Raw genomic sequence first — 13732 nt, forward strand, 5'->3', positions numbered from 1 at the left:
CCGGGGTTTTGCGTTCTATGATGATGCTTGTTTCAGATCCCTGCTTTTAGTTAACCGGATTAGGTGCGTTACTGGCTTTGATTTCCTGCCAGATCTTGCCGCAATCCGCCGCATACGCCTGCCCGTCACCGGTCTTACGCGCCGTCAGACAGCGCTGGTAGTCCACCACGCGAACCGTTTCCTGTTCCGCAAATTTCTGGTGGGCTTTTTCCTGTTTGAGCTTGTTCAGCAATACCTGACAGGAGGCCAGTTTGTCCGGATTGCCTTCTGCCGAATTAATACACGCGCTGTATGCCTCACGCGTTTTAGAAATCTGAGCCTGATCCGCGGTTGGCGCACAACCTGCCAGCACAACGGAGGAAACCACAATCATCAGTAATTTTTTCATCGACATAGCGACCTCAGAAAATAGTGAATGGAGCGATAACGATGAATTTCACGTCTTTTTCATCCTGGAAAATGTTGCCGTACCCGCCGCCCCAGCTCGGGATATCCGAGTGGTTGTCGTACTGGGTGTAATGCAGTTTGAACAGCGTACCTTTCGCGCGCCCTTCCTGAATGGTGTATAGCGCATCAAGGCTCCAGGCACTTTCTTTCAGGCGCTGGCTCTGATCATAGATTGGATTGGTACTCGGTTTGGCATCCCACGCGTAAACATAAGAACCGCCTACTGCGAAGCCCGGCAGATCCCATTTCGCCAGATCGTAAAGTACGCCTGCGTACACCGCTTTTTCGCCGTTGGCGTTGAAGTCAGAACGGTTGTCCCACCACACATCAAGACGTCCGTTAGAAGAAGAATACGTCGGGGTCATGCGTTGTAAAAAATAACCCTGATTCCCCTCAGCTTTGACCATCGTCCCTTCCAGACGCCAGTTGAACTGGCCGGTGGTGTAACCGAAAGTCAGTGCCTGCAACCAGGCCAGACCGTCATACAGGCTGTTCGGATCGTTCTGGTTGCTGATACGATCTTCCGCACCATAGAACTGGTAGCTGGTGGTGAGCGGATTGCCCATCAGATCAATTTTGTACGACGCTTTGGCGAAGTACTGATCGACGTAACTTTCTGCCTGACCGAATGCCGCTTCCAGTACGAGATCATTTTTGAAGTCGTATTTCGCACCCAGCGAGTGGATATAGGAAACACCGGTTTTCTTGTCGTTCTGGCGGAAATCATCCATCTCCAGATGCCACGGCGATTTGTATTCATCTGCCCACATGTAGGAGAAACTCAGTTCACCCGGATCGCCAAAATCATGTTTATACCCGGCTTCAGCACCGCGATAGGTACCCGGCATAAAGCTCCAGTGCGGGGCGATCAGCGTTTGCCCGGTGGGCTGAATGTAACCAGCATGGCCCCAGAATCCGCCGTATTTGAATTTACCGGCCGCTTTGTAGAGGCTGACGCCGCCTTTATCGCCGGAATAGTCTTCGTCATACGCATGGTTTTTGGAGGAGAACGCGATTTCGTTCGGGTGACCGCTGTCGCTGGCTTCGGCTAATTCGATCGCGGTAAATGCGGCGACGTCGATACCGAACATGTCCCAGGCATAGCCGGAAGAGAAATCAAGGTTCAGGTTGGCGGTCGCGTGCGAAAGGTTGGTGGCGTATTTATCGTAATCGGGGTTATTCACCGTGACTTTTGTGCCGTCAGGGCGGGTTTCTTCTTTAGTTTTGTTCAAATCTTTGCGGTCGCGTTCGCGCTGCCAGTAATACACACCGCCGGTCAGCGTCGAATCATCAATAAAGCCAGCCGCTCTGGCCTCTTCGGGGAACATCATTCCGCCGCCCAACAAAGTGCCAGCCAGCGTGTACATCACAGGTTTCAGGTAAGCCGATCCCCTGCCCCTGTTAAGGTGCTTGTGCATAGAAATTCCTCATTTTGACTAAAAAAAACGTGCAAAACCCAAACGGGTATTAAAAGCGGCCGCCAGAGGCGTAACCGTATAAAGCAGGATTAAGAGTATTTTTCGCGACGCGAATTATCAATGGGTAATTAAACCCTGATAGCTGAAGTATGACAAAGTGCACATAAAGATGAAAAAGTGTAACAAACGAGGAATGCGAAGGTTTAAATCAGTGGACTCTGACAATCGATAACTAAAACAGATAATTAAGTAAAAACCGTATTGACTTAAACGTTTCAGCACTCTGATATTCGGAAAGGAAGGTCCTAAAAAGCAAACATGAAAAACGCATTAATTCGCGAAGAAAAAGAAAATTCCGTGAATTTCTGACATAAAAAAACGCAGCCGGAGCTGCGTTTAGCAATCGTTCATCGGTGACTTACGCGACGGGTTTTGATTCCCAGGTATCACGCAGGCCAACGGTACGGTTGAAGACCAGATTTTCAGCGCTGGAATAGCGGCTGTCAGCACAGAAGTAACCTTCACGTTCAAACTGCAGGCTGATTTCAGCCTGTGCAGCCACCAGAGAAGGCTCAACGAAACCGTGCGCGATCACCAGGGATTCCGGGTTGATCGTGGTCAGGAAATCTTCTGCCTGGCCAGGATTCGCGACGCTGAACAGACGGTCATACAGACGGAATTCCGCCGGTTTGCCTTCAGACGCAGAAACCCAGTGGATCACACCTTTTACCTTGCGGCCATCGGCCGGATCTTTGCTCAGCGTTTCGATATCGTAAGAACAGAAGATCGTCGTCACATTGCCTTCGGCATCTTTTTCAATGCGTTCCGCTTTGATGACATACGCATTGCGCAGACGAACTTCTTTGCCCAGCACCAGACGTTTGTATTGCTTGTTCGCTTCTTCGCGGAAATCAGCCTGATCGATATAAATCTCACGGGTGAACGGCACTTCGCGCGTACCCATCTCCGGTTTGCTCGGATGATTAGGCATTTTCACCATTTGCACATCTTCACCGGTAAAGTTCTCAATGATCACTTTAACCGGATTGATGACAGCCATGGCGCGCGGCGCATTTTCGTTCAGATCGTCACGGATACAGGATTCCAGCGCCATCATTTCGACGTTGTTGTCCTGTTTCGTTACGCCGATACGACGACAGAATTCACGGATAGACGCAGCAGTGTAACCACGGCGACGCAGACCGGAAACGGTCGGCATACGCGGGTCATCCCAGCCTTCGACGATCTTATCCGTCACCAGCAGGTTCAGCTTACGCTTGGACATGATGGAATATTCGAGATTCAGACGGGAGAACTCGTACTGACGCGGGTGGCAAGGGATGGTGATGTTATCGAGAACCCAGTCATACAGACGACGGTTGTCCTGGAATTCCAGCGTACACAACGAATGGGTGATCCCTTCCAGCGCATCGGAAATGCAGTGGGTGAAATCATACATCGGGTAGATGCACCATTTTTTGCCAGTCTGATGGTGTTCCGCAAACTTAATACGGTAGATAACCGGATCGCGCATCACGAAGAATGGCGAAGCCATATCGATTTTTGCACGCAGACACGCCGCGCCTTCAGCGAATTCACCGTTGCGCATTTTTTCGAACAGCGCGATGTTTTCTTCTACGCTGCGATCGCGGTACGGGCTGTTTTTGCCCGGAGACGTCAGTGAGCCACGGTATTCGCGGATTTCATCCGGAGACAATTCGTCAACGTAAGCCAGACCTTTGTTGATCAGCTCCAGCGCGTAGCCGTGCAGTTGATCGAAGTAGTCGGAAGAATAGTGAATATCACCGCTCCAGTCGAAACCTAACCACTGGACGTCGTGTTTGATCGACTCAACGAATTCGATGTCTTCTTTTGCCGGGTTGGTATCGTCAAAACGCAGGTTGCACTGCCCCTGATAGTCTTGCGCAATACCGAAGTTCAGGCAGATAGACTTCGCATGGCCGATATGCAGATAACCATTAGGCTCGGGCGGGAAACGGGTATGAACGGTATTGTGTTTCCCGGTCGCCAGATCTTCATCAATAATCTGACGGATAAAATTTGTTGGGCGGGCTTCAGCCTCACTCATTGTGCAATTCCTCTACGCAACATTGACTCTACAGATAACCTGTTATGTTCCAACAAGCCACGTCGGGAAACAACCGTTACTTGCATAAAATAGTGGTTATCTGCATACCGCGTGTCCGTAAACAATAAAAAGCGGGAAGAGATTGCTCTCTTCCCGCTAAGACTTAACTCAACTGAATCAGCGTCAGGAAATTATTTACCCTGAATCTCAAACAGTTTGGTCTGACCGGCTACGACTGAACCGCTGGCCAGTGAAATCACACCGGTGTAATCATCGATGTTGCTGACCACAACCGGGCTAATCATTGAGCGCGCGTTAGCGTTCAGGTAAGCCAGATCCAGTTCCAGTACAGGCTGACCGGCAGTGACCGTTGCGCCTTCTTCAATCAGGCGGGTAAAGCCCTGGCCGTTGAGTGCAACGGTGTCGATCCCCATGTGCACCACGATTTCAGCACCAGAAGTGGTTTCCAGGCAGAACGCATGGTTGGTGTTGAAGATTTTCACCACGGTACCCGCAGCCGGAGCGACAACTGTTTTATCCGTCGGACGAATCGCGACACCATCGCCTACCGCTTTGCTGGCGAAGGCTTCGTCTGGCACCTGATCCAGCGCCACGATGTCACCGGTAACCGGAGCCACCAGCGTTTCAACGACCGCTTTAACGCTGTTTGGTACAGCCTGCGGAGACGCTTTCACAACCACGGGGGCTGCTGCGCTGCCTGCCGCAACCGGACCACGCGCCATCACTTTCTTCATTGCATCAGCCAGAGATTCCGCTTTTGCACCGACGATAACCTGAATGCTTTGTTTGTTCAGACGAACAATACCGGACGCACCCAGACGTTTGCAGGCTGCATCATCAACAGTACCAGCATCTTTCACGTTCAGACGCAGGCGGGTAATACAGGCATCAATACCTTTGAAGTTATCAGAACCGCCCAGTGCGCTGATGTAGCTCACGGCCAGCTGGTTCAGACCTTCTTCAGTATTGCTGTTCGCTTCCGGTTCACCGATATGGTCGGCGTCGTCTTCACGGCCCGGCGTTTTCAGGTTGAACATGCGGATAATTACGCTGAACAGTACGAAGTAGATGACGAAGAACACAACGCCCATCACCAGCAACATCCAGACGTTTTTACTTGCCGCCGGCAGGTTGTACATCAACGCGTAGTCAATCGCACCCGCAGAGAAGGAGAAGCCAGCATGGATACCCAGCGCAGTTGCAACGTACAGGCTGATCCCGGTCAGGATGGCGTGGACTAAATACAGCAGCGGAGCAAGGAACATGAACAGGAATTCTAACGGCTCGGTCACACCGGTCAGGAATGCAGTCACCGCAACGGAGACCAGCATACCGCCCACCAGTGGACGACGTTCTTTCGGTGCGGCGAAGTACATTGCGCATGCTGCGCCTGGCAGACCAAACATCATGATTGGGAAGAAGCCGGACATGAACATCCCTGCGGTGCCGTCACCCGCGTAGAAGCGGTTGATGTCGCCGTGGAATACTGTGCCTGCTGCGTTGGTGAAGTCACCAATCTGGAACCATGCGATGGTGTTCAGAACCTGATGCAGACCGGTTGGGATCAGCAGACGGTTTACGAAACCGAAGATACCCGCACCGAATGCGCCTGCGCCTACGATCCACTCACCACCGGCGCGGATTGCATCCTGCACCGGAGGCCAGACGTAGCCGAAGATCGCGGCCAGAATCAGACAGAAGAAGCCTGTTGCGATAGGAACGAAACGTTTCCCACCGAAGAAGCTCAGGAAATCAGGAAGTTTGATATCAGACCAGCGGTTGTAAACCATACCGCCGACCAGACCGGTGATGATACCTGCCAGAACGCCCATATTGACGGCCGGGTTGATGGTAATCATCGCCTTGGTCAGAATGAAATAACCAATACCACCCGCCAGTGCCGCAGCACCCGCGTTGTCTTTAGACCAGCTTGATGCCACACCAATAGCAAAAATCAGGGCCAGGTTATCGAAGATCCCGCCACCGGCTTGCGCGATGAACGGCATATTAAGAAGATCAGGCTGACCGAAACGCAGCAGTAACGCAGCGACAGGTAGCACGGCTATCGGCAGCTGAAGTGCTCTGCCTAAACGCTGAAAGAATCCAAGAATATTCACATTTCCCCCTATCCGCCGCCAGGCGAATCACCTAAGTAGTTTAATTAGTATGGTTACTACCTTTACTCACTTACCGTTCCGATTTAACCAACTGCTTTGCGAGTGTAAAAAGATTATTTCGTATCGCAAATTAAAACCTCTATTTTTGTGATAATTATCACCAAAAAGAGGTCATAACATGCCATCAGGCTGGTCAACACACAAAACTTATTTTATCATTAAAAAAATCTAGACGGCATTGTGCCAGCCACAAACCGTCACGGTGGTTTACGCTTAACATGACCGCCCTGAACCAAAACAGCTTTGACTTCCTTATCCGGAGTCACTGGGTTACAGGCAGGCGGCAATCGAAAAATCCGTTGCGCTTACTCCGTTAAGCCAGGCAGAGATTCGAAAGCAGCCAACACCCCTGCAACGTCAAGGACAAAGGATATACACAGTATATTCAATATTCTGAAACTAAGAGGTACGTGATGAGACTTATTCCTTTAAACACCACCACTGAAGTTGGCAAATGGGCAGCACGTCATATCGTTGAGCGTATTAACGCCTTCAAACCCACTGCCGACCGCCCGTTCATTTTGGGCTTACCTACCGGTGGCACACCACTCGAAGCTTACAAACATTTAATCGCCATGCATAAAGCAGGCCAGGTTAGCTTTAAGAATGTGGTTACTTTCAATATGGACGAATATGTTGGCTTACCGCAGGAACACCCTGAGAGCTATCATACGTTCATGTACAAAAACTTCTTTGATCACGTTGATATTCCACGCGAAAATATCAATCTGCTGAATGGTAATGCGCCAGACGTCAACGAAGAATGCCGTCAGTACGAAGCAAAAATTAAGTCTTACGGTAAAATTCACCTGTTCATGGGTGGCGTGGGCAACGACGGTCACATTGCCTTTAACGAACCGGCATCTTCACTGGCTTCACGCACCCGTATCAAAACCCTGACACACGAAACCCGCATCGCGAACTCCCGTTTCTTCGACAATGACGTATCTCAGGTGCCAAAATACGCCCTGACCGTTGGCGTAGGCACACTGCTTGATGCAGAAGAAGTGATGATTCTGGTCACCGGCCACGCGAAGGCGCAAGCGCTTGAAGCGGCCGTCGAGGGAAACATTAACCACATGTGGACCATCAGTTGCCTGCAATTGCATGCAAAAGCCGTTATGGTGTGTGACGAGCCATCCACCATGGAACTGAAAGTCAAAACTGTTAAATATTTCCGCGAGTTAGAAGCGGAAAATATGAAAAACCTTTAACAAAATTTATGCCCAAAGCCAGTCGCGTTGCAGCAAGGCAGCAATGACGCGAATCTCCGGGAGTTTACTGAAGTAAGTGAGCGGAGTGAGTGAGGCAGCCAACGCAGCAGCAGCGTGACTGGAGAAGGGCAAGCGAACGAGGGGGCATGATGTACGCTTTGATTAACGGCCGGATCTATACCGGCCACGACGTTCTGGATAACCATGCGGTCGTGATTGCCGATGGCAAAATCGAACGTGTCTGCGCGGTCAGCGAGCTGCCGGACAATGTGGAAACCCGCGATCTGGACGGTGCCATTCTTGCCCCCGGATTTATCGACCTGCAACTTAACGGTTGTGGCGGCGTGCAGTTCAACGATTCACTGGAAGCGATTTCCGTAGAAACGTTAGAAATCATGCAGAAAGCCAACGAAAAATCCGGCTGTACCAGTTTCTTACCTACGCTGATCACCTGTAGCGATGACTACATGAAGCACGGCGTCAGCGTAATGCGCACGTATCTGGAAAAATATCCGAATCAGGCGCTGGGTCTGCATCTTGAAGGCCCGTATCTGAGCCCGTTGAAAAAAGGCACCCACAATCCGGCCTTTATCCGTAAGCCCGACGACGCCATGATTGATTTTCTGTGTGAAAACGCCGATGTCATCACACAGCTGACGCTTGCACCGGAACAGGTTGAAGCCCGCTATATCCGTCAGCTGCGCGCTGCCGGTATTGTGATTTCCGCAGGCCATTCCAATTCGACGTATGCCGAAGCCCGCGCGGGTTTTGCGGCCGGTATCACCTTCGCAACGCACCTTTATAATGCAATGCCAGCGATTACAGGTCGTCAGCCTGGCCTTATTGGTGCAATCTTCGATACACCGGAAGTGTATACCGGTGTGATTGCCGACGGTTTGCATGTCGATTACGCCAATATTCGCAACGCGAAAAAGCTCAAAGGCGAGAAACTGGTGCTGGTCACCGACGCCACTGCGCCAGCGGGTGCCAATATTGATGAGTTCATTTTTGCCGGTAAAACAATATACTACCGTGACGGACTCTGTGTGGACGAAAACGGAACACTGAGCGGCTCTGCGCTGACCATGATCGAAGCAGTTCAAAACAGCGTTGAACATGTCGGCATTGCACTGGATGAAACGTTGCGTATGGCATCGCTTTATCCGGCCCGCGCGATTGGCCTCGACGGCCAGCTGGGTAGCATTGAAGCAGGCAAAGTCGCCAACCTCACCGCGTTCACTCATGATTTTAAAATCACAAAAACTATCGTTAATGGTGACGAAGTTTAATTGAGCGGATAACAGCATTGATGACAACTGGCGGACAGCAGGCACAAATCGGCAACGTTGATCTGGTTAAGCAGTTAAACGGCGCGGCGGTTTACCGCCTGATTGACCAACAAGGGCCCATTTCGCGCATTCAAATCGCCGACATGAGCCAGTTAGCGCCCGCCAGTGTCACCAAAATTACCCGACAGTTACTCGAGCGCGGGCTGATCAAAGAAGTGGATCAGCAGGCTTCCACCGGGGGTCGCCGCGCTATTTCAATCATCACCGAAACCCGTCCTTTTCATACCATCGCCGTTCGTCTTGGCCGCCATGACGCGACCATCACGCTCTACGATCTCAGCGCCAAGTCACTGGCCGAACAACATTATTCCCTGCCCGAACGCACTCAGGAAACGCTTGAGAACGCCTTATTTGAGGCAATCGCGCAATTTATCGAGCTGAATCAGCGTAAAATCCGCGAACTGATTGCCATTTCTGTCATCCTTCCAGGCCTGGTCGATCCGAATAAAGGCATCGTCCGCTATATGCCGCATATCAGCGTCGGTGCGTGGAAATTAGTCGATGCGCTGGAAGCCAGATTCAAAGTTACCAGTTTTGTCGGCCACGATATCCGCAGTCTGGCCCTCGCCGAGCACTATTTCGGGGCAACCCGCGACTGTCAGGACTCCATTTTGGTTCGTCTTCACCGCGGTACCGGCGCAGGAATTATCGTTAACGGCCAGATTTTCCTGGGCAGCAACGGCAACGTGGGTGAAATCGGCCACATTCAAATCGATCCCCTGGGCGAACGCTGTCATTGCGGAAACTTCGGCTGTCTGGAAACCGTTGCGGCCAACGCGGCTATCGAAAACCGTGTACGCCATCTGCTCACGCAGGGTTACGCCAGTAAACTCAGTCTGAACGATTGCTCAATTTCCGCTATCTGCAAAGCCGCCAATCGCCATGATGCGCTGGCCACTGAAGTGATTGAGCATGTGGGCCGTCAGCTTGGCAAAGGCGTTTCCATTGCGATCAACCTGTTTAATCCGCAAAAAGTGGTGATTGCCGGTGAAATTACCGAAGCGGATAAAGTCCTGCTGCCGGCCATCCAAAACTGCATTAATGCTCAGGTTTTGAAAGATTTCCGCCGCAATCTACCGGTTGTGACTTCCGCGCTTAATCATCAGTCCGCGATTGGTGCGTTTGCGCTGGTCAAACGGGCTATGTTGAATGGCGTTCTGTTGCAGCGTCTGATGGAAAATTAAGGCGTGCTATAGTAATTGGCTGCCAGGAATGGGGCTGAAAAATGTGGGTTTGGAAATCATGACAATTAAGAATGTAATCTGTGACATTGATGGCGTGCTGTTGCACGACAACACAGCTGTACCCGGCGCCGATCGCTTTCTGGCCCGAATTCAGGAACAGGGAATGCCTCTGGTCATTCTCACCAACTACCCTTCCCAGACAGCGCAGGATCTGGCAAATCGCTTCAGCGCTGCCGGTCTTGAAGTGCCGGAAAGCGCGTTCTTCACGTCCGCGATGGCGACAGCTGATTTCCTGAAACGTCAGGAAGGTAAAAAAGCCTACGTCGTTGGCGAAGGCGCTCTGATTCACGAGCTGTATAAAGCGGGTTTTACCATCACAGATATCAATCCTGATTTTGTGATCGTCGGCGAAACGCGTTCGTACAACTGGGACATGATTCATAAAGCGGCGTATTTCGTGGCGAATGGCGCGCGCTTTATTGCGACAAACCCGGACAATCACGGCCACGGTTTTGTTCCAGCCTGTGGCGCGTTATGCGCACCAATCGAGAAAATTACCGGACGCCAGCCGTTTTACGTCGGCAAGCCGAGCCCGTGGATTATCCGCTCGGCGCTCAATAAAATGCAGGCGCATTCCGAAGAAACGGTCATTGTGGGCGACAATCTGCGAACAGATATTCTGGCGGGTTTCCAGGCGGGTCTGGAAACTATTCTGGTGCTGACCGGTGTTTCTACCCTCAATGATATTGAGGGAATGCCGTTCCGTCCGACCTGGATTTACCCTTCCGTTGCCGATATCGACGTGATTTAACAGACACTCATAAATATATGAAAACGAGCCCTGATTGGTATCCCGGCTCGTTTTTTTTCGTCCTGCTGTTTGATTTTCATTCACTTTTCTCTTTTTTTGAATCCTCCTCAATTTTCTGCGATTAAATTAATAATCCGCTAATGAAAATGCCATAAAACTCCCGATTCGTTAAAGATTACCTGCACTCAACCAACTATTTATCAGAAGAGCGTTAAACCACTTGCACAACACAGGGGTTTTGACGCATTTTCATAGTCAGCAACGAAACAAAGCCTGACTAAAACTGAAAGAACGGCAACGTTGATCCTCATTCGCAAACATAAAAATGACAGCCAGAGAAACGTCGTTAGGGAGATAGAAATATGTGTTCAATTTTCGGTGTGCTCGATATCAAAACTGACTCCGTCGAGCTGCGCAAAAAAGCGCTGGAACTCTCGCGCCTGATGCGTCACCGCGGGCCTGACTGGTCCGGCGTGTTCGCCAGCGACAAAGCGATTCTGTCGCATGAGCGTCTGTCGATTGTCGACGTGAACAACGGCGCACAGCCTTTGTACAACGCAGCACATACCCACGTTCTGGCTGTAAACGGCGAAATCTACAACCATCAGGCTCTGCGCGCTGAATTGGGCGATAAGTATGAGTTCCAGACCGCGTCTGACTGCGAAGTGATTCTTGCGCTGTATCAGGAAAAAGGCCCTGAATTCCTCGATGAACTGCAAGGCATGTTCGCCTTCATTCTCTATGACACAGAAAAAGACGCGTACCTGATTGGCCGCGACCATCTGGGCATCATCCCGCTGTATATGGGTTACGACGAACACGGCAACATGTACGTGGCGTCTGAAATGAAAGCGCTGGTGCCGGTTTGCCGCACCATCAAAGAATTCCCGGCGGGCAGCTATTTGTGGAGCCAGGAAGGCGAAATCCGTGAATATTACCAGCGTGACTGGTTCGATTTCGAAAACGTCAAAGACAACGTCACTGACGCTGCGGCGCTGAAAGATGCGCTGGAAGAATCGGTGAAAAGTCACCTGATGTCTGACGTGCCTTACGGCGTGCTGCTGTCCGGTGGTCTGGATTCTTCCGTGATTTCAGCAATTACCAAGAAATTTGCCGGTCGCCGCATTGAGGATAAAGATCAGAGCGAAGCGTGGTGGCCACAGCTGCACTCCTTTGCGGTCGGTCTGGAAGGTTCTCCGGATCTGCGCGCTGCTCAGGAAGTCGCAAACCATTTAGGCACCGTGCACCATGAAATCCACTTCACCGTGCAGGAAGGTCTGGACGCTATCCGTGACGTGATTTATCACATCGAAACTTACGACGTGACCACCATTCGTGCGTCAACGCCGATGTATCTGATGTCCCGTAAAATCAAAGCGATGGGCATCAAGATGGTGTTGTCCGGCGAAGGTGCTGACGAAGTCCTGGGCGGTTACCTGTACTTCCATAAAGCGCCGAACGCGAAAGAATTCCACGAAGAAACCGTGCGTAAATTGCTGGCCCTGCACATGTATGACTGTGCCCGTGCCAATAAAGCGATGTCCGCCTGGGGCGTTGAAGCCCGCGTACCGTTCCTGGATAAAAAATTCCTCGACGTCGCAATGCGCATCAACCCGAAAGACAAAATGTGCGGCAACGGCAAAATGGAAAAACATATCCTGCGCGAATGTTTTGAGTCTTATTTGCCACACAGCGTGGCATGGCGCCAGAAAGAACAGTTCTCGGACGGCGTAGGTTACAGCTGGATCGATACGTTAAAAGAAGTCGCGTCTCAGCAGATTACCGATCAACAGCTCGAAACTGCGCATTTCCGTTTCCCGTACAACACGCCGACGTCAAAAGAAGGCTACCTGTACCGCACCATTTTCGAAGAACTGTTCCCGGTTCCAAGCGCAGCTGAATGTGTTCCTGGCGGCCCGTCAGTGGCCTGTTCTTCAGCGAAAGCCATCGAATGGGATGAAGCGTTCAAAAACATGGATGACCCTTCTGGCCGTGCGGTTGGCGTTCATCAGTCAGCGTATAAATAAGCCTTTACCGGTTATTTTCCATGAAGCAAGCGGGCCTTTTCAGGCCCGTTTTTTTATGGGTAAAGCCAGTAAAAATAATGTGTTTTGCCCAATTAATCACCAGAGTGGTTATAAGCCAGACAAATGGACGCTCTCACGCCTTTTTCTCCAAAAAAGGTGTTGACGCAAAACGGTCATATACGCATAATGCGCCCCGCAACGCCGATGAAGGTAGCGCGAAAAAAGAGGGCTACGTAGCTCAGTTGGTTAGAGCACATCACTCATAATGATGGGGTCACAGGTTCGAATCCCGTCGTAGCCACCATCTTTTTTGCGGGAGTGGCGAAATTGGTAGACGCACTAGATTTAGGTTCTAGCGCCGCAAGGTGTGCGAGTTCAAGTCTCGCCTCCCGCACCATTTCATCGAGTCGGCAGCACAGTTGGGGTATCGCCAAGCGGTAAGGCACTGGTTTTTGATACCAGCATTCCCAGGTTCGAATCCTGGTACCCCAGCCATTTTCTTACCTTCGCATCTCTGATGTGAATGTGAGAAAAAACCAATTTGAAGAAGTTGTACTGTTGGGGTATCGCCAAGCGGTAAGGCACTGGTTTTTGATACCAGCATACCCTGGTTCGAATCCAGGTACCCCAGCCATACTTCTTTCTGTATAATTGGTAAGCACTTGAAATTTATTATTAAGTTAGTTAAATTAGTGCTTGAAGTTTTGAAGTAAGTCAGTAGAATTTGGCTACGTAGCTCAGCTGGTTAGAGCACATCACTCATAATGATGGGGTCACAGGTTCAAATCCCGTCGTAGCCACCATTTTACTTGCAGTGCACTGCTCAAAAGGTAGTGAGTTTTAAAATTGGGGTGTCGCCAAGCGGTAAGGCTCTGGTTTCTGATACCAGCATACCCAGGTTCGAATCCTGGCACCCCAGCCACATTAAGAAAGCCCGCCTCGTGCGGGCTTTTTGCTATCTGTCGGTTGAGTCAGACTCAAAAAAAACGGGCAAG

Annotated in this window: 9 protein-coding genes and 6 tRNA genes; 11 read left to right on the forward strand and 4 right to left on the reverse strand. The window is 50.9% G+C overall.

The features are described from left to right. Positions 1 to 46: 46 nt before the first annotated feature. The 4 genes from chiQ to nagE form a co-directional block, all read right to left on the reverse strand. Positions 47 to 388: a ChiQ/YbfN family lipoprotein gene (gene chiQ / locus J1782_RS04695; protein ID WP_165059728.1), complete on the reverse strand. Its 342-nt coding sequence runs from the start codon at positions 386 to 388 to the stop codon at positions 47 to 49. 13 nt (positions 389 to 401) lie between these two features. Continuing rightward, complete coding sequence (locus J1782_RS04700) at positions 402 to 1814, reverse strand: OprD family outer membrane porin (RefSeq protein WP_165059726.1); 1413 nt, start codon at positions 1812 to 1814, stop codon at positions 402 to 404. A gap of 469 nt (positions 1815 to 2283) precedes the next feature. Then, positions 2284 to 3954 carry a glutamine--tRNA ligase gene (gene glnS, locus J1782_RS04705; protein WP_217152543.1) on the reverse strand — a complete coding sequence of 557 codons (1671 nt, stop codon included), beginning with the start codon at positions 3952 to 3954 and terminating at the stop codon, positions 2284 to 2286. A gap of 191 nt (positions 3955 to 4145) precedes the next feature. Then, a complete protein-coding gene (gene nagE / locus J1782_RS04710) occupies positions 4146 to 6092 on the reverse strand; it encodes a PTS N-acetyl glucosamine transporter subunit IIABC (RefSeq protein WP_217152544.1) in 1947 nt (648 codons plus the stop codon). A gap of 473 nt (positions 6093 to 6565) precedes the next feature. Here nagE and nagB point away from each other — a divergent pair, with 473 nt between their 5' ends. The 11 genes from nagB (at position 6566) to J1782_RS04765 (ending at position 13659) form a co-directional block, all read left to right on the forward strand. Further along, positions 6566 to 7366: a glucosamine-6-phosphate deaminase gene (gene nagB, locus J1782_RS04715; protein ID WP_152326454.1), complete on the forward strand. Its 801-nt coding sequence runs from the start codon at positions 6566 to 6568 to the stop codon at positions 7364 to 7366. 149 nt (positions 7367 to 7515) lie between these two features. After that, positions 7516 to 8655: an N-acetylglucosamine-6-phosphate deacetylase gene (gene nagA / locus J1782_RS04720; protein WP_165059724.1), complete on the forward strand. Its 1140-nt coding sequence runs from the start codon at positions 7516 to 7518 to the stop codon at positions 8653 to 8655. Positions 8656 to 8675: 20 nt separating this feature from the next. Continuing rightward, a complete protein-coding gene (locus J1782_RS04725; RefSeq protein WP_152326453.1) occupies positions 8676 to 9899 on the forward strand; it encodes an N-acetylglucosamine repressor in 1224 nt (407 codons plus the stop codon). A gap of 58 nt (positions 9900 to 9957) precedes the next feature. Continuing rightward, positions 9958 to 10710 carry an HAD-IIA family hydrolase gene (locus tag J1782_RS04730; RefSeq protein WP_152326452.1) on the forward strand — a complete coding sequence of 251 codons (753 nt, stop codon included), beginning with the start codon at positions 9958 to 9960 and terminating at the stop codon, positions 10708 to 10710. 362 nt (positions 10711 to 11072) lie between these two features. After that, entirely contained in the window at positions 11073 to 12737 is a 1665-nt protein-coding gene (gene asnB / locus J1782_RS04735) for an asparagine synthase B (protein WP_152326451.1), read from the forward strand. Positions 12738 to 12964: 227 nt separating this feature from the next. Beyond that, positions 12965 to 13041: transfer RNA gene (locus J1782_RS04740), tRNA-Met, on the forward strand. An 8-nt stretch (positions 13042 to 13049) separates the two neighbouring features. After that, positions 13050 to 13134 (forward strand) — tRNA-Leu (locus J1782_RS04745). A gap of 23 nt (positions 13135 to 13157) precedes the next feature. Further along, positions 13158 to 13232: transfer RNA gene (locus J1782_RS04750), tRNA-Gln, on the forward strand. 64 nt (positions 13233 to 13296) lie between these two features. Continuing rightward, positions 13297 to 13371, forward strand: a tRNA-Gln gene (locus J1782_RS04755). 92 nt (positions 13372 to 13463) lie between these two features. Next, a tRNA-Met gene (locus tag J1782_RS04760) sits at positions 13464 to 13540 on the forward strand. A gap of 44 nt (positions 13541 to 13584) precedes the next feature. Next, a tRNA-Gln gene (locus J1782_RS04765) sits at positions 13585 to 13659 on the forward strand. The last annotated feature ends 73 nt before the right edge of the window (positions 13660 to 13732 follow it).

It is taken from the genome of Rahnella sp. BCC 1045, assembly GCF_019049615.1.
In the GTDB taxonomy this organism is placed as follows: Bacteria; Pseudomonadota; Gammaproteobacteria; order Enterobacterales; family Enterobacteriaceae; genus Rahnella; species Rahnella contaminans.